At 42.2% G+C, this 17,106-nt stretch carries 13 protein-coding genes; 9 read left to right on the forward strand and 4 right to left on the reverse strand.

The window, feature by feature from the left end; genetic code table 11:
- Positions 1-26: 26 nt before the first annotated feature.
- Positions 27-512, reverse strand: a complete 486-nt coding sequence (gene sixA / locus C2M30_RS03930; protein WP_105170733.1) for a phosphohistidine phosphatase SixA — start codon at positions 510-512, stop codon at positions 27-29.
- Positions 513-711: 199 nt separating this feature from the next.
- Here sixA and C2M30_RS03935 point away from each other — a divergent pair, with 199 nt between their 5' ends.
- Positions 712-3,447 carry an insulinase family protein gene (locus C2M30_RS03935; protein WP_105170734.1) on the forward strand — a complete coding sequence of 912 codons (2,736 nt, stop codon included), beginning with the start codon at positions 712-714 and terminating at the stop codon, positions 3,445-3,447.
- A 46-nt stretch (positions 3,448-3,493) separates the two neighbouring features.
- Positions 3,494-5,743: a sensor domain-containing protein gene (locus C2M30_RS03940; RefSeq protein WP_100912948.1), complete on the forward strand. Its 2,250-nt coding sequence runs from the start codon at positions 3,494-3,496 to the stop codon at positions 5,741-5,743.
- A gap of 18 nt (positions 5,744-5,761) precedes the next feature.
- Here the strand turns inward: C2M30_RS03940 and C2M30_RS03945 are convergent, their stop codons facing one another.
- From C2M30_RS03945 to fadI, 3 genes are all read right to left on the reverse strand, one after another.
- Positions 5,762-5,962 (reverse strand): hypothetical protein, encoded by a 201-nt coding sequence (locus C2M30_RS03945; protein ID WP_105170735.1) that lies wholly within the window; start codon positions 5,960-5,962, stop codon positions 5,762-5,764.
- A gap of 122 nt (positions 5,963-6,084) precedes the next feature.
- Positions 6,085-8,217, reverse strand: coding sequence for a fatty acid oxidation complex subunit alpha FadJ (fadJ, locus tag C2M30_RS03950; RefSeq protein ID WP_105170736.1), 2,133 nt, complete (start codon positions 8,215-8,217; stop codon positions 6,085-6,087).
- A gap of 1 nt (position 8,218) precedes the next feature.
- Complete coding sequence (gene fadI, locus C2M30_RS03955; protein ID WP_105170737.1) at positions 8,219-9,529, reverse strand: acetyl-CoA C-acyltransferase FadI; 1,311 nt, start codon at positions 9,527-9,529, stop codon at positions 8,219-8,221.
- Between the two features lie 287 nt (positions 9,530-9,816).
- Between fadI and C2M30_RS03960 the strand changes: the two genes are divergently transcribed.
- The 7 genes from C2M30_RS03960 to C2M30_RS03990 all read left to right on the forward strand — a co-directional run bounded on the left by C2M30_RS03960 (position 9,817) and on the right by C2M30_RS03990 (position 17,105).
- Entirely contained in the window at positions 9,817-10,020 is a 204-nt protein-coding gene (locus C2M30_RS03960; protein ID WP_010560689.1) for a hypothetical protein, read from the forward strand.
- Between the two features lie 247 nt (positions 10,021-10,267).
- Positions 10,268-11,224 (forward strand): AAA family ATPase, encoded by a 957-nt coding sequence (locus C2M30_RS03965; protein ID WP_100912943.1) that lies wholly within the window; start codon positions 10,268-10,270, stop codon positions 11,222-11,224.
- A gap of 7 nt (positions 11,225-11,231) precedes the next feature.
- Positions 11,232-12,164 carry a DUF58 domain-containing protein gene (locus C2M30_RS03970; RefSeq protein WP_105170738.1) on the forward strand — a complete coding sequence of 311 codons (933 nt, stop codon included), beginning with the start codon at positions 11,232-11,234 and terminating at the stop codon, positions 12,162-12,164.
- A 7-nt stretch (positions 12,165-12,171) separates the two neighbouring features.
- A complete protein-coding gene (locus C2M30_RS03975) occupies positions 12,172-12,633 on the forward strand; it encodes a DUF4381 domain-containing protein (protein WP_105170739.1) in 462 nt (153 codons plus the stop codon).
- Positions 12,626-13,606, forward strand: coding sequence for a vWA domain-containing protein (locus tag C2M30_RS03980; protein WP_105170740.1), 981 nt, complete (start codon positions 12,626-12,628; stop codon positions 13,604-13,606). Before C2M30_RS03975 ends, C2M30_RS03980 begins: the two co-directional genes overlap by 8 nt.
- Entirely contained in the window at positions 13,603-15,495 is a 1,893-nt protein-coding gene (locus tag C2M30_RS03985) for a vWA domain-containing protein (RefSeq protein ID WP_105170741.1), read from the forward strand. The genes C2M30_RS03980 and C2M30_RS03985 overlap by 4 nt, the downstream gene beginning before the upstream one ends.
- A complete protein-coding gene (locus C2M30_RS03990) occupies positions 15,489-17,105 on the forward strand; it encodes a BatD family protein (RefSeq protein ID WP_105170742.1) in 1,617 nt (538 codons plus the stop codon). Before C2M30_RS03985 ends, C2M30_RS03990 begins: the two co-directional genes overlap by 7 nt.
- Position 17,106 lies beyond the last annotated feature (1 nt).

Below are 17,106 nucleotides of genomic sequence, written 5' to 3' on the forward strand. Positions count from 1 at the left end.
ATGACTCAACTGAGTCATTTTTTGTTTTAAGAGACTTTTTCACCAACATCAGGTAAATGCATGGCTACTAACTCAGCCAAACCTGATTCTTCATTATAGTGAATTTCAGCGACCGCCGCTGTTGCAAAAATTGGCATATTATCAGGACAAAATTGCTCAACGATGTAACTCACAATTGGCATATGAGCAACCAAAATCCAGTTATTTAAGTTAGGTTTGTAACTGATCATTGCTTTAATCAGCTCTGCAGCGTTTTCAGCATCACCACTTGGAATAAAGTCGTCAAAACTGTCTTGGTAACGAATGTTTTCTTGTTTTGCCGTAACAATTTCGGCTGTTTGCAAAGCGCGAAGATAAGTACTTGTTAGTACAGCATCTATTTTACAATCCTGCTGTAATTTACTCGCCATTGCGGCCACTTCAAGTCGACCTATATCCGTTAGCATTCTGTTTTGGTCATTTACCGTCAAAGACTGTGCTTGACCATGACGCATAATAAAAATTTTTTTCATAACAATGCTCAATAAGGCAAAACCGTAAAACTACAAAAAATAACGACTTTGCTATAGCCAAATCTATGATATGTCCGCTATATTAGCTTTAAAGCAATAAAAACTCAGGTAGTTTTTAGTTTAGCTGTGTTGCTTCCAGATCCACTTCAATCGTGTTGATAAGCGATTATTCTTTTCTTTATTAGATACGGAGCAAACCTTGATAACCAGCAGCAATGATAGCAGAATTTATCAGTCCCTAAAACTGGACAATGGTCTAAAAATCTTAGTGATTGAAGACGCTGCCAGCGATAAATCAGCGGCGTCACTTACCGTAAATTGCGGACACTTCGACGACCCTATCAGCCGTCAAGGTTTAGCACACTTCTTAGAACACATGCTATTTTTAGGTTCAGAAAAATACCCTGAACCGGGCTCTTTTTCACAATTTTTATCGCATCATGGCGGTAATTGTAATGCGTGGACAGGCACAGAGCATTCGAGTTACTTTTTTGAAGTCCTGAACGAACACTTTTTACAAGCGCTTAGTCAGTTTGCTGATATTTTTCATGCGCCGCTTATTTTACCGTCTGCATGTGAGAAAGAGCGCAATGCCATTGATGCAGAATTTAAATTAAAGCTGAAAGACGATTCACGTCGCATTTATCAAGTCCATAAAGAAACGTGTAACAGTGCCCACCCGTTTGCGAAATTTTCGGTCGGCAACCATCAAACCTTAGTTAATAAAAACGAATGTATTAGCGAAGAGATCCGCGCTTTCTTTTTAAAACACTACCAAGCACAAAACATGACCTTAGTGATTTCAAGCAATACGCCTTGCGAACTCATGAAGGTTAAAATAGCGCAACTATTTAATTGCCTTAGTGGCAACCCTGAACGCGAAAAACCCAGTATTGAAGCACCACTTTATCTGCCTGAAAACATGTGCCAGTCGATTTATATTGAGCCACACAAGCATATGCAAAAGCTCATTGTATCGTTTGCGCTGCCCAGTATTGATAATTTTTACCGCGAAAAAACAGTAAGCTTTATCGCCCACCTAATTGGCTACGAAGGCGTAGGCTCACTTTATTCGGTGTTAAAAAAAGCGGGATGGATTAACGGACTCAGTGCCGGTGGTGGTATTAATGGCAGTAATTTTAAAGATTTTAATATTAGTATTGCACTGACCGACGAAGGCGAAAAACATAAAACCGCCATTGTGGAATACCTGTTTTGTTACCTGCAGCTGATTGCCAAAGCCGAAACCCCGTTGTTAGAGCGCCTTTACCAAGATAAAAAAGTGCTGATGGACATCGCCTTTAATAATCAAGAGAAATCCCGCGTACTAGATTGGGTTAATAGTTTAAGTGTGAATATGCATCACTATCCAGATGAACACTTAATTTATGGCGATTACATAATGACAGGCTTTAACCGTGATCAGTTTGATAATGTGTTCACGCTGCTAAATGCCAATAATATGCGCCTTATTCATATTCACCCAGGTGTGCCAACCGATGCCAACGCAAAGTGGTATGGTACGCCTTATAGCATCAACAAAATATCGCAACCTTGGTTAGACTCACTGGAAAAAGTAGATGCGAACGCCGTTGAACTAACCCTGCCAACCAGCAATCCTTATTTAACAAAACCGGTTGTGCTGCATCCGATAGAGCATAAACATAAAACACCGGAAAAACGCGTTTCAAGCGACACGTTCGAATTTTGGTATAAACAAGATTCCACCTTTAGAGTCGCCAAAGGTCATTTTTACTTGGCGCTAGACAGTAAAATTACGGTGCAAAACGTTAAAAACATGGCGATGACACGCCTGTTTGCTGACCTTTTTATGGATAAAGTCGCTGAGCAATTTTATCCGGCTGAATTAGCGGGCATTAATTATCAGCTTTCAGCTCACCAAGGCGGTTTAACGCTGCACACTTGGGGGTTAAGTGGTAATCAAATTGAATTAATCGGTGAAATTTTAAATGAGTTATTGATCTGTAAATTTGATTCAATTCGCTTTTATGAATACCAACGTCAGCTTGTTCGTCATTGGCAAAATGGCAACCAAAGTAAACCGGTTAGTCTTTTATTCTCAGAACTGAGCGCTACATTGCTACCGTGGAATCCAACGCCGTTAAAACTTGCCGAAGCGATTGAACAAATCAGTTTCTGTGAGTTTAACGCATTTTGTAGTCAGTTATTTGAAGCCCTGCACTGTCAAATTTTAATGCATGGCAACTGGACACCATTAGAAGCCGACGATTGTGTAGCATTAATCAGAGAAAAACTAAAAACACGCACCACTATTGTTGATTTAAACCGCCCTATCGTAACGTTAGATAACAAACAAGAGCAAACCCACGATGTGCCGCATCCTGACAATGCGCTGGTAAGTTATTTCCAAGCAAGCTCTGATTCAATCAGCGAAAAAATCAGGTTAATGGCACTAAACCATTTAATCAGCCAAGACTACTTCCACGATATGCGTACCGAAAAACAGCTTGGCTATTTAGTTGGCTCAGGCTTTGCGCCTTTAAATAATCGCGCTGGTATCGCATTTTATATTCAGTCGCCAGAAATCGCGTCCGATATTTTAGCCCAACACAGCAATCACTTTTTAGCCAACTATCATCAGAAAATTGGCGCCATGAGCGATGAAGATTGGCAACAAGCCAAACAAGCATTAATGATGCAAATTGTTGAAAAAGATAAGAACCTACGTCTTAAATCACAGCGATTTTGGCTGGCAATCGGCAATGGTGATGGCCAATTTAATATGCAGTACCAGTTAAAAACAGCGTTATTGCAACTCAGTAAGGCGCAATTAGTAAGTTATAGCAAACGTTTGTTTAGCGAAAACAGTACACGTCTTGAGCTAAAAACCAAAGAAAAGGCCGCAAAACAAGCAACTAGTTCACAATCGGTTAAACAAGCTTTGACACCATAAAGACAATCCCTTAGTGTAAGGGGGTTAAATACAATGCGTTAAGCCAATGCCCAATAAAATAATAAAAATAATTGCTGGGTTTACTGGTTTGTTTACTGCTTTTTCAAGCGATGCACACCAACCCACGCTGCTAGACTCCAAGCTGGTGATCCCACTTGCGCTCGCAACATTAAGTTTGCTGATAGCGCTGGTTGCTGTTTTGCGCCTGCGACGCTCGCAACTTGCCTTAAAACGTTCAGAACACCGATTTAAAAACAGTATATTAGCAAGTGGCGATGCTGTTTGGGATTGGCACATTAGTGAACATCGCCTAGAGCGCATTAATGACGGTTTATTTAATGCCATTGACCACACGCCCGATTTACCACCTAATAAATCAAATATCCACCCATCTGATCTACCGCACGTTGAACAAATTCTTAAAAAACACCTGTCAGGGGAAATTTCGCATTTCGAAGCGAGTTACCGTGCGAAAGATGCAAATGGCGATTGGCGTTGGGTACTCGATAAAGGCCGCGTAATTGAAACGGATGCGGACTTAAAACCACTTAGAATGATGGGCACGGTCAAAGATATTGGTTCGGTAAAACAAACCCAAGAACGTTTAAATTTACTGGCAAACTGTATTGAAAACCTCTCAGACCCTATTGTTATTTTTGATGCAAATTTTAATATTGTCGAAGTAAATCAGGCCTACTTAAGCTATTTTGGCGGCACTACTGCAAATCACATTGGCACCCCTTACCGACTTCCAGGTTACGACAAAACAAAAACAAGCCAGCTGTACAAAGCAATACAAAAAAAATCGCACTGGCACAAAGAACTTACATTTAGCAAAGACAAGCAAAGCACGTTTTTCTCACTTTCGATTGATCGCATTGATAATAAAAAAAGCAATCTGCGCCACTATATTGCGGTTTACAACGATGTAACCGACAACAAGCAAACTGAATTGGCACTGCAAAAACTGACCAATCGCGACCGCTTAACCGGCCTGCCAAACCGTAATCAGTTCTTTAGCAATATGAAATCCCTTGTCGGTAGCAAAAACCGCCATGCATTATTAGTATTTGATTTAGACAACTTTAAAAAAATTAACGATAGTTTAGGCCACCACGCAGGTGATATTTTATTGTGCCGTTTAGCATCACGTCTATCCAAACGCACTCGTGAGCGCGACCAGTTCTATCGCCTAGGCGGTGATGAATTTGCGCTTGTAATGCAAAATACCAATGATATTCATACCATTACACAAGCTGCCAAAAGCTTTTTAGCGCTGATTGAAGCGCCATTCCATATGTCTGGGCACGAGCTTGTGATCACCTCCAGTGTGGGCATTGTGCTCTTCCCTGAAGATGGTAATACACCTGAGCTACTGCTTAAAAACGCCGACACGGCAATGTACCATGCAAAACAACATGGTAATCGTTACTTATTCTTTAACGATGCAATGAACCGCCAAGCGGTTAAGCGCCTACAAATCGAAAACTTAATTCGTTACGGCTTAAAAGAAGATCACTTTAAAGTGTTCTACCAGCCTAAAATGGACATTAACAGTGGCGAACTTGTCGGCATGGAAGCGCTAGTGCGTTTTATTACACCGAATAAGGGCCTAATAAGCCCTGCTCAATTTATCCCAATCGCTGAAGAAACAGGCCAAATTGTTGAAGTAGGTGAAGTGGTGCTAGAAAAAGCCTGTCGCGATGTAAAAGACTGGATTAACCGCGGTTTATTTGATGGTCGTGTGGCTGTAAACCTTTCTGCAAAACAGTTTATGCAGCCAGATCTCATTGGCAGTATTGATAAAATACTAAAACGTGAAGGACTCGCGTCGTACTACTTAGAACTCGAAATCACCGAAGGCACTATCATGGAAGATCCAAAAGATGCTATTCGCATTATGAATACATTAAGTGCTCGCGGCATTCATTTAGCAATCGACGATTTCGGCACCGGTTATTCATCACTCGCTTATCTTAAACAATTTCCGCTAAACACCCTAAAAGTCGATAAAGCCTTTATTGACGACATGGGCAATGAAAAAGGTAAGAATATGGTCGATTCAATCGTGACGATTGCCCACAACCTTGGCTTATCTGTGGTAGCTGAAGGCGTTGAGTACGAAGATCAAGTGGAGCAATTAAAAGAACTAAACTGCGCGACAGTGCAAGGCTATTTTTACTCTAAACCGCTTTCACATGAGCAATTTGAACAGTTTCTACTAGCTCGCTGTAAAGAAGCGCATTTGCCGCCAAGAGATTTGGAACAAGAAGTAAAGCTCAGCCTAGTGCAATAACACACTAGGCGCTCTGATTTATGCACTAATACGTGTAAAAACAAAGCCTAGTGACTTTCTTAGTAACATTCGCTGTTTAACATTAATTACACTATATACCGCAGGCCCAGTTAATAACCCCGCGATCGCCCAGCGCTTGCCAACTAATCCAAAGCGGCCCGCCACAACAGCGCTCATATAACCATTAATAATTAATAACGCGAATAAATACCCAAGCATCGCTTCTCACCAAGCACAACATAAAACCGGGGCACTATAGTACAAAAAAAAGCTCAAAAAATCGATGATTAATTGAGCTTTCAGGGTGAAATCTATACTAAACGTTTACTGAACAAGAAACCTTAACTTGCGCTTGCCTGCTCTGTATAAAACGCTTCTTTAGCTTCTGCCATCGCGATTAATGGCTCGCACGGTGTAAAGTGCTTATTGTACTCTGCAAATGTTGCTAAGCGCGATGCTAAATGCCCTGCACCTAACGAATCCATGTAACTAAATGGACCACCCAGGAACGGTGGGAAACCAATACCAAATATCGCACCAATATCACCATCGCGTGCACTTGCAATAATGCCTTCATCTAAGCAGCGTGCCGCTTCGTTTAGCATTTGCGCAACACAACGCTCTGCAATTTCTTCTTTATTCAAGCGTGGATTTTTACTAATGCCAAGCAATTCATACACTGACTCATCGACTTTTTTATCTTTCTTATCGTAAACAAAAAAGCCTCGACCACTTTTACGACCTAAGCGACCCGCATCAATTAAGCGTGAGAAAGCATCTGGTGCTTTAAAACGCTCACCCAGCTCTTTTTCAAGAATTGGGGCGATTTTCGAGCCAATATCAATGCCTACTTCATCAAGTAGTGTCATTGGGCCAACTGGAAAACCAAACTCGACTAAGGCTTCGTCAATCTTTTCAATTGGCTCACCAGCAAGCAATAAGTTTGCGGCTTCGTTAACGTAAGGCGCTAAAATACGGTTTACATAAAAACCCGCTTTGTCCTTTACAACAATCGGTGTTTTACCTTGCTTGCGAGCAAAGTTTACAACGCGCGCAATGGTCTCTTTCGCTGTTTTCTCATGAGGAATAATTTCCACTAGTGGCATTTTTTCAACCGGTGAGAAATAGTGAAGACCAATTACATTTTCAGGACGCGCAGCATTTTCAGCAATTTGACCTATTGGCAGCGAAGATGTGTTCGACGCAAAGATTGTATTTTCATTACAATTTTCTTCGATATCTGCAACCATGCTTTGCTTTAGTTTTAAATCTTCAAATACCGCTTCAATAGCAATATCGGTATTTTCAAAGCCAGCGTAATCGGTGCCGCCAGTAATACGCGCCATTTGAAGCTGCAATTCAGCTTTAGATAAAATACGGCGTTTTTGCTTTTTGTTTAGAATTTTAAAGCTGTAGTTAAGTGCACCAGAAATGCCTTTTTGCGCAATGTCTTTCACACGCACACGGGCACCGGCTTTACATGCACTGACATGTGCAATGCCCGCACCCATTAAACCACCGCCTAACACAGCAACATTTTCTGTTGGCTGCGATTGCTCATTCCACTCTTTTTTCATTTCAGTGGTGGCAAAGAAAATACCACGAAGCGCTTTTGACTCTTTGCTCATTACCAGATCAGCAAAGCCTTGCGCTTCAATTTCATAACCTTTAGCTGGTGCCATTTCAGCAGCAGCACGAATTGCTTTAATTATGGCAAATGGCGCAGGATAGTGACCACCTGTTTTCTTCTCAACATTTTCAGTTGCTTTTTTGAAGATAATATTGCGACCAAATGGGTTCGACTCGAGTAATTGAGACACTTTACCAAGCTTAGGCTTAATGCTCTTACGCTTGCCTTTAACAGCAAATTTAAGCGCCACATCAAGTAATACACTATTAGGTACTACATCATCTACAAGGCCTGCTTTTTTAGCTTGTTTAGGACGCACTTGTTTACCTGTTAATGTCCATTCAAGTGCTTTTTGAATCCCTACCAATTTAGGTAAACGTTGCGTACCGCCACCGCCAGGCAATAAGCCTAACTGCACTTCAGGCAGGCCTAACTTGGTATTGCTGGCATCACTGGCAACACGATAATCACACGCCAGTGCAAACTCTAAACCACCACCTAAGGTTGCACCATTCATTGCTGCAACGGTTGGGAAAGGTAGTTTTACTAAATCAGCAAATACGCTGTGACACGTTTGTGATAAATACAGCGCGTCATCACGGGTTTTCGCGTTATCCAACATTTTAATATCAGCACCTGCGATAAAATTATCTGGCTTACCGCTGATGAATACCATGCCTTTAATATTTTGCTCAACACCTTGTTTAATAACCGCATTAAGGTCATCAACAAAGCTGTCGCGCAGGGTATTCATTTTTTCCCCTGCTACGTCAATGGTGACAATCGCAATGTTGTCTTCATTGACCTTAAAATCAAAAACTGAGTTCGCTTGTTCAGCTGTCATACTATGCTCCCTCTAAAACGAATGCCGCACCTAAACCACCTGCAGCACATGCTGTTGTTAATGCAAGGCCACCGCCACGACGATTTAATTCATTTAAGCTTTGTGTAATTAAACGTGCGCCTGTTGCTGCAAATGGGTGACCATAAGCAAGTGAACCACCGTTTACATTAAACTTATCCATATCAATTTCGCCAATCGCCTTAGAACGGCCTAACTTCTCTTGGGCAAATTTATCACAGCCAAACATCTTCATGTTAGCAAGTGCTTGTGCTGCGAATGCTTCGTGCATTTCAATTAAATCAAGATCTTGCAACGTGATACCCGCTCTATCAAGCGCCATTGGCGTTGAGTGTGCAGGACCCATTAGCATATCTTCATGTACGTCAATCGCGCTAAACGCGAAGCTACGAATATAACCTAAAATTGGATAACCAAGTGCTTTCGCTTTTGATTCGCTCATCATTAACACAGCTGCCGCACCATCAGTTAGTGGCGTTGCATTTGCAGCCGTTACCGAACCATGTTGACGGTCAAATACCGGACGTAATTTTGCGTAGCCTTCAACTGTTGAGTTTTCACGGATGTTGTTATCGCGCTCTAAGAAACCTTTGTAAGGCGGCACATGTGCAGTCATTACTTCGTTGCTTAGTAAACCGTCATTCCAGGCTTTTGCCGCAAGCGAGTGTGAGCGATGCGCCATTGCATCTTGATCAGCACGGCTAATGTTATGAGTTTTTGCCATTTGCTCTGCGGTTTGGCCCATTGAAAGACCCGTTGAATATTCAGCTACCGCAGGTGGTACTGGCAGTAAATCTTTGATGCGCAGTTTCGAAAGAATTTTAAAGCGCTGACCAAAGGTACGCGCTTTATTTAAATCAACAAGGCTACCCGCTAATTTTTTACTTACGCCAATTGGTAAAACAGATGATGAATCCGCGCCGCCAGCAATACCGACATTTACAGATCCGGCAATAATTGATTCCGCTACGTTGGCAACTGCTTGGAAACTTGTTGCACACGCACGTGATACAGAATATGCATCTACCGATACCGGCATGCCAGTACCCAGTACAATTTCACGTGCAATGTTTGGTGCTTCTGGCATTTGAACAACCTGCCCGAAAACCAGCTGATCGATTTCATTTTTATCAAGATTCATGCGTTCAAGCATTTCATTTACAACCATCTTACCCATATCTAATGCAGGTACGTGGTGGAAGTAAGTTGCTTGCTTAGCAAATGGAGTTCTCAATCCGCTGACAACGGCAATTCGGTCGCCTTTTGTTGTTTTTAGTATATTTTGTTCAGACATAGGTTGTTCCTCTGGTTACAGGTCTGACCTGTTATCAAGTTTATTGATTCTAAACAAGGTATCTTTGTTTGCCAATAGCAAAACGTAAGTTTTTGTCAACCACCCTTGCCGACTTCCCTTTGCTGTGATCGCGGTAAAAGTCTTCTGCCAGCTATCGCTTTAATTCCAACATTCATTGAATAACATTTAATCACAAATTAAAACAAAGGATTACGGGGGCTCTCTGTTTTTTCACCGAAATAAAAGTAACAATTTCCATATTACAAACACGTTAGATGGAGAGCGCTATGAAGCTAACTCAATACATAAAACTGGAGCTAGGCACGCAATGGACCGCTAACACGATTTCAGAACAAACCCAAGGTGCACTTAGCAAGCGTACAGCTAATAATTGGTACAATGGTGAAAAACGTCCCATTCTGGAACTGGTTATCGACGGTTTAAAATACCGCAAAATGCAAAGTGAACAAAACAGCAACGAAAGCGCCTAATACGCACGAGTGTTGACATTATCACTGCCAAGCTGCATTTCCTATGCAGCTTTTTTTGAACTTTTTATTACTGCCACCATCTTAGCCTCTGTTGTTCTTGCCTCATAAAACAAATGCGAAGATCAACACACCTAATTTTTCCCGATACATTTATTAACGTAAGCCCTTGGCTTAACTAACAGCTTAAGTATAATCTAGCGGTTAAGAACTATTTAAGCCAATTAAAACAATAAGGATAGCGACTAACATGGCGGTATCAGCGTTTGTTCAGCTACAAAATTATTTAGACAGCCAAATCATTGGCCAACCAGAACTTACTCAGGCACTTTTACTAGCATTACTTGCTGATGGGCACCTACTTGTTGAAGGTCCTCCTGGTCTTGCTAAAACCCGTGCAGTAAATGCGCTGGCAAAAGGTGTTGAAGGCAATTTCCAACGCGTACAATTTACCCCCGATTTATTACCGGCAGATATCACAGGAACCGATATTTATCGCCAGCAAACCAGCGAATTTGTGTTTGAAGCAGGACCTTTGTTTCATAACCTTGTGCTCGCTGATGAAATTAACCGTGCGCCAGCAAAAGTTCAGTCAGCTCTATTAGAGGCCATGGCAGAAAGACAAATCACGGTAGGTAAAAAAACGTACCCACTGCCAGAGTTGTTTCTTGTTATGGCAACGCAAAACCCGCTAGAGCAAGAAGGGACCTACCCGCTTCCAGAGGCGCAGCTTGACCGTTTTTTATTGCACCTTAGTATTGATTATCCAGACGCACAAAACGAGCTCGACATATTACGCCTAACCCGCGGTGAAGCGCTGTCAGAAGAGCAAGTTAAAGCACCACAAATTTCGCAACAAACCTTGTTTGAATCGCGCAAGCAAGTGCTTTCACTGCATTTATCAGAACCACTTGAACGCTATCTTGTGCAGCTAATAATCGCAACACGCCAAGCTGAAAAATTAAGCCCAGAGTTAGGCCGCTGGATAGAATACGGCGCAAGTCCGCGCGCTACAATTGCGCTTGATCGCTGTGCCCGAGCTCATGCATGGCTCGCCGGTCGTGATTTTGTCGCACCTGAAGATATTCAAAGTGTATTTGCTAATGTGCTACGTCACCGCATTATTTTATCTTACGAAGCGCAAGCTGATGGCGTAAGCAAAGATGATGTGCTCGCCGAGATAATCGCGCGCGTGGTAGCACCTTAATCCCATTATGAATACACAAACTGCACAACTCGCCGAACTGCAAAGCAATGGTGTGGAGCTCTCGCTCAATGAGTTGATGGCGTATCACAACAAAACTACCTTGCTTGAGCTAACGCCAAAACGCAAAGTGAAGCACCACAATGCGGGTCAATATCTTGCGCCACATAAAGGCCGAGGTATGGAATTTGCCGAAGTTCGACATTATCAACCGGGTGATGATGTACGTGCCATCGACTGGCGTGTTACCGCTCGTACCGGAATCGCCCATACCAAGCTATTTCAGGAAGAAAAAGAACGCCCCGTTTTTATTTTGACCGACTTTAGCGACAGCATGATCTTTGGCTCTCAGCTGCTTTTAAAGTCTGTGCAAGCGGCTCATTTAAGCGCACTGATTGCATGGAGTGCCGTTCAGCGCGGCGATCGTGTTGGCGGGTTAGTCTTTAATCATAATGCCCATTGGGAGCTAAAGCCCGCTTCACGTCAAAGTGCTGCATTAAAGCTGTTTCATAATTTACAGCTTGCCCACCAAGCGGCATTAAACAGTAAACTCGACGGCGAATCGCAAACGCTGAATGATCAATTAAATCGTTTAGTGCACTTAGCAAAACCCGGCTCCTTGGTATATCTCATTTCGGATTTTCATCATTTAAGTGAAGATATGGCAAAGCAATTGCTGTTATTAACCCGCCACTGCGAGTTAATTGCCTGCCCTATTTTTGACCCTATGGAACGTGCGCTGCCGAATGTTGGCGAGCAACTTTCACTAAAATCAGGTAATCGCCAAGCAAGTTTACCGCTAGCTAATGCTAAATTTCGCGAAAGTTATGCGGCAAAAGCCAATGCCCAGCAAAATGCGCTTTATCAGCTATTACATAAATCAGGGTTAGCGCTGATGCCTTTTAGTGCAGCGCAATCAATCACCGAACAATTAAAGGGATAATGATTTAATGGCGACACCAACATCTCCGTTAGATAATTTGCATGATGTTATCGCACCTGCGACAGTGCCTTGGTGGCCTCTTTCGCTGCCCGCTATAGCAATCATTGCAGTAGTCCTATTGCTACTCGTTATTGCCAGCTATGCAATTTACCAACGTCACTTACTCAATAAAGCTAAAAAACAAGCAATTAAAGAAAGTAAAGCATATCAATCTTGCAATTTAGATAATGTTCAGGCGTTGCATTTGTTATTGAAACGTCTTGTAAAACACTACTATGGCGCAGAAGCTGCCAGTCAAAGTGGTGAAAAATGGCTTGAGCTTGTCGCCGCAACATCAAAAACAACGCTCAGCAATGATGAGCTAATGCGCTTGTATCAAGCCGAAAATAATGAACCACTTACCGATTTCCATAACAAGCTGACACAGGCTATTAATCGTTTTAAAGTAAAAGGAGCGATTAATGTTTGAGTTTGCTTGGCCATTTGCCTTTTTATTATTGCCGCTGCCGTTTTTTCTGCGTAAGTTACAAAAAAACAAACAAGTCGCAACCGTTAGAACAACGGCGCTTTACCATAACCCAGTAGTGCAAACCGGTAACATATCGCAACCAACACGCTTTTCACTTTGGCCTTGGCTAATCTGGGCATGTTTATGCGTTGCCCTCGCCCACCCTAAGTACTATGGCGAACCGATTCAGTTACCCAACGAAGGGCGTGAAATTATGCTGGCTGTCGATTTATCTACCTCAATGCGTGAGCAAGACATGCAATATCAGGGGCAGTACATTGACAGATTATCTGTAGTTAAAGCAGTACTTAACGAATTTATTACGGCCCGCACTGGCGATCGACTAGGCCTTATTCTATTTGCCGATACCGCTTTTTTACAAACGCCACTCACCCGCGACTTAACCACAGTAGCTAAAATGCTAGAAGAAGCGCAAATTGGCTTGGTGGGTCAAGCCACCGCAATAGGCGACGCGCTCGGCCTTGCTGTAAAACGGTTTGCTTTAAAAGAAGACAGTAACCGCATACTTATTTTGTTAACCGACGGACAAAATACCGCTGGTAATTTAAGCCCTGAAGAAGCGCTGATCCTTGCGAAGGATGCGGGAATCAAAGTATACACCGTCGGTGTAGGAGCCGACAGCCAATCAAACTTTTTTGGCTTTCAAATGCAGCGTGGCAGCGCATTAGATGAAGGCTTATTAACTGAAATTGCGCGTGATACCGGTGGCCAATACTTTCGCGCAACCGACGTAGCAAGTTTACAGCGCATTTATCAAATGCTTGATCAGTTAGAACCAATTAGCGATAACAGTGAAACCGTAAGGCCGCAAAAAGCGTTGTTTTATATTCCATTATTTATCGCAGTGCTACTGCTATTCACGCAAACATTAGTAAATAGTATTCGCAGTTTAACAACACGGAGTGGCGCATGACGTTAGAATTTATTCGCCCTGAAGCCTTTTACCTATTACCGTTAGTTGCCTTAGTAATGGCATTGCAGTTTATTAAAAAACGTAAACATATTAGCAATAGTCCCATCGCCCCTCACCTTGCACAATTTCTATTAGATGGTGAAACCAAACACAGCAAAACCAATTCTCTGTGGTTAAGCTTATTTTTGCTTGTCAGTGTTGTCGCACTTGCAGGACCGAGCTGGCAATCACAACCGTTACCAGTTTATCAAAGCAAGCATGCGCGCGTGTTAGTGATGGACATGTCTCGCTCAATGTACAGCCAAGACATAAAGCCAAATCGCTTAACACAGGCACGTTTTAAAGCACTTACACTGACCGATATTTTGAAAGAAAGTGACTTAGCACTCGTGGCATACAGTAACGATGCTTACACCATTTCTCCACTGACGTCAGATCACCAAACGCTCGCCAACCTCATTCCGAGTTTAAGCCCAGAAATTATGCCTGTGCCGGGTAGTAATACCTTTGCTGGTATCAATTTAGCGGTCGAGTTACTGAACCAAGCAAGCGTGACCAATGGCGAGATTTATTGGATCACTGATGGTATTGATGATTTTGATGAAAGCCGTGACATTGAGAAACTATTAGATAAGCACAATATCAAACTCAATATCTATGCGGTAGCAACCGAACAAGGCGCGCCAATTCAATTGCCAAACGAAGGTTTTTTAAAAGATAACTACGGGCAGATTGTTATTCCAAAAGCCAACTTTAGCCTATTACAACAACTTGCCTCAAATACGGGTGGTAAGTTTAATTACTATCAAGTAAGTGATGCCGATCTTGCGCTATTTAAGCCTACAAACACTAACCAAGACGATGTGGTAAAGCGTGAGCAAACCAGCCAACAACCCATTGATGGCGGTATTTACTTAGTATTTTTACTTATACCACTCGGTTTTATGATGTTAAAACACCAACCTAAATTTTTATTAGGCCTTTGCTGCCTATTTATATTTAAACCAAGTGTCAGTTACGCATTGTCACTACCGAGCTGGTTATTAAATGACGAGCAAAAAGCGCACCAAGCGTATCAACAGCAAGATTATAAAGCCGCAAGTAACGCTAAGACTGCGAATTTATCAGGCTCTGCGCTATACCAACAAGGTGATTTCGAAAACGCGCTCAAAAAGTTTAAGCAAGATGGCAGCGCAGAGGGACTTTATAATCAAGGTAACGCCTTAGCAAAATTAAATCGTTTTGATGAAGCGATTGAGGCTTATGACAAAGCCTTAGCCCAGCAACCTGAATTTAAGCAAGCGCAAGAAAATAAAGCCTTATTAGAAGATTTGAAGCAACAGCAGCAAAATCAACAATCTCAAGATGGTGAAAATCAAGAGCAAGATAAACAGCAACAAGGCGACAATCAGCAACAACAAGACCAACAATCTGGCCAACAAAACCAGCAATCAAATGAGCAAAACCAGCAAAATGGTGAGCAATCTGAGTCTCAAGACCAGCAAAATCAAAATGGTGAGAAAAGCGAAGGTGAAAAGCAAGAAAATAACAATCAGCCGGATATGAAAGCTGAGAATTCGCCTGAGCAACAAGAGCAAAAAGAACAATACGCTAACCCTTCAGATAAAGAGTCTGAACAACAGCCAGAGGGTGAAGCACAGCAACAAGCCGAACAACAGCAACAATCTGAGCAGCAAATGCCACAACAGCAGGCTACGCCAGCGCCCGAGCTAACCCCAGAAGAAAAAGAGCAAGTCCAGATTATTAATCAGCTACTACGCAAAGTACCGGATGATCCGGCTATTTTGTTACGCAATAAAATGAAGTTAGAAAGTCAAAAAAGATATCGTCAGCGCATCCAGCAGCAAGGAGTTGAGAAGTCATGGTAAGTCGCTTAGTTGTTTTAATTAGCCTTGTATTACTGCCTTTGCAAGCGATAGCAGCACTCACTGCCAGTGTTGATCGCAACCCAGTATTAGCGGGTGAGTTCTTTAATTTGACAATTCGTGCTGAACAAAATGTAAAAGGTGAACAGCCCGATACCACACCGCTCTTAAAAAACTTTGTAGTGGGTCCTACATCAGTGCGCAGCAACACCAGCATAATTAACGGCCAAGTAAATCACACCACACAGTGGCAAGTGGAATTAATGGCACGTAACCCTGGCACGTATGAAATACCCAGCTTTTCTGTTGCCAATATGCAATCTAATCCGCTTAGCGTTAAAGTCGTGCCATCATCAACCGCTGATAACCAAAGTAAAGATGTGTATATCGAAACAAGCATGCAAAGCGATACGTTATACGTACAGCAAGCTGGCGTATATACCGTTAAATTATTCCTTGCCAACGACTTAACTGAGGGGCAATTAGGCTCTCCAGAGCTAGAAACCGCTAATGTATCCCAGCTTGGTAAGCAAAAAGAGAGTTACGAAATTATTGATGGCATTCGCTATTTAATTATTGAGCGTAATTACCTTATTCAACCGCAAAAAAGTGGTCAATACACTATTAAGTCGCCTTACTTTAAAGGCCGAATTCGCGACAATTACCGCACTCGTGCGGCAAGTGCTGTAGGTAAAGATATTCAGTTAAACATTAAACCTATTCCACAAAGTAGTTCTGGCAACTGGTTACCAAGTGAACTTGTGACCTTAAATGAAGAGTGGCAACCAGAAAAGCAGAGCTATCAAATTGGTGAACCAATTACCCGTACCATTACTGTTACGGCACTTGGCATTACTAAAGAACAATTGCCTGAAATCAATTTGCCAACAATTAATGGCGTGCGCAGCTATTCAGACCAAGCGGAAAGCAATAACCTAGTACGAAATGGTAAAGTTATTTCACAAAAAGTTGAGTCATTTGCGCTTATGCCTCAAGCTCCGGGCAGTTATACTTTGCCTGAGGTTCGCGTACCTTGGTTTAACATTATTACCAACCGCACAGAGTACGCCACACTTCCTGAGCGCAAGTTAACTGTGGTTGGTGACCCTAACTTTGTGCAACCAGCCATCTCTGCGCCAATTCAGAACAACGCGTTACCTGAAAGTACGCAAACAAACACAGCGAATCAAACCACGTTTGAAACCCCGTTTTACTATTGGCCGCTAGTTTTTCTTGGCTATGTATTGTGGTTAATCACCTTAGTTATTTGGTGGATAAAACGCAAACCGGTAACGCAAGCAGGCAATAATGATGTAACACCTAAACAAAACACAAGCCCATTACCTGAGCTCAAAGAGGCGTTGAAACAAAATAATCAACGCGCGTTTTATCATCAACTGGTAAAGCTGTGTAAGCTACATACAGGCAGCGCAGATTTAACTAAACTCAACAATATGGTGAACAACTCGCAATTTGCTGAGTCGGTAAATCACTTACAAGCAAATTTATACGCCGGTAAAAATAACGCGGTCGACCTAAAGTTTATTTACCAGCAGATAAATAATTTAAATAAAAAAACCAAAAGCGAGAATGAGTTAACCCAACTCTATTAAA

Source organism: Pseudoalteromonas sp. T1lg24 (genome assembly GCF_002964745.1).
Taxonomy (GTDB): domain Bacteria; phylum Pseudomonadota; class Gammaproteobacteria; order Enterobacterales; family Alteromonadaceae; genus Pseudoalteromonas; species Pseudoalteromonas spongiae.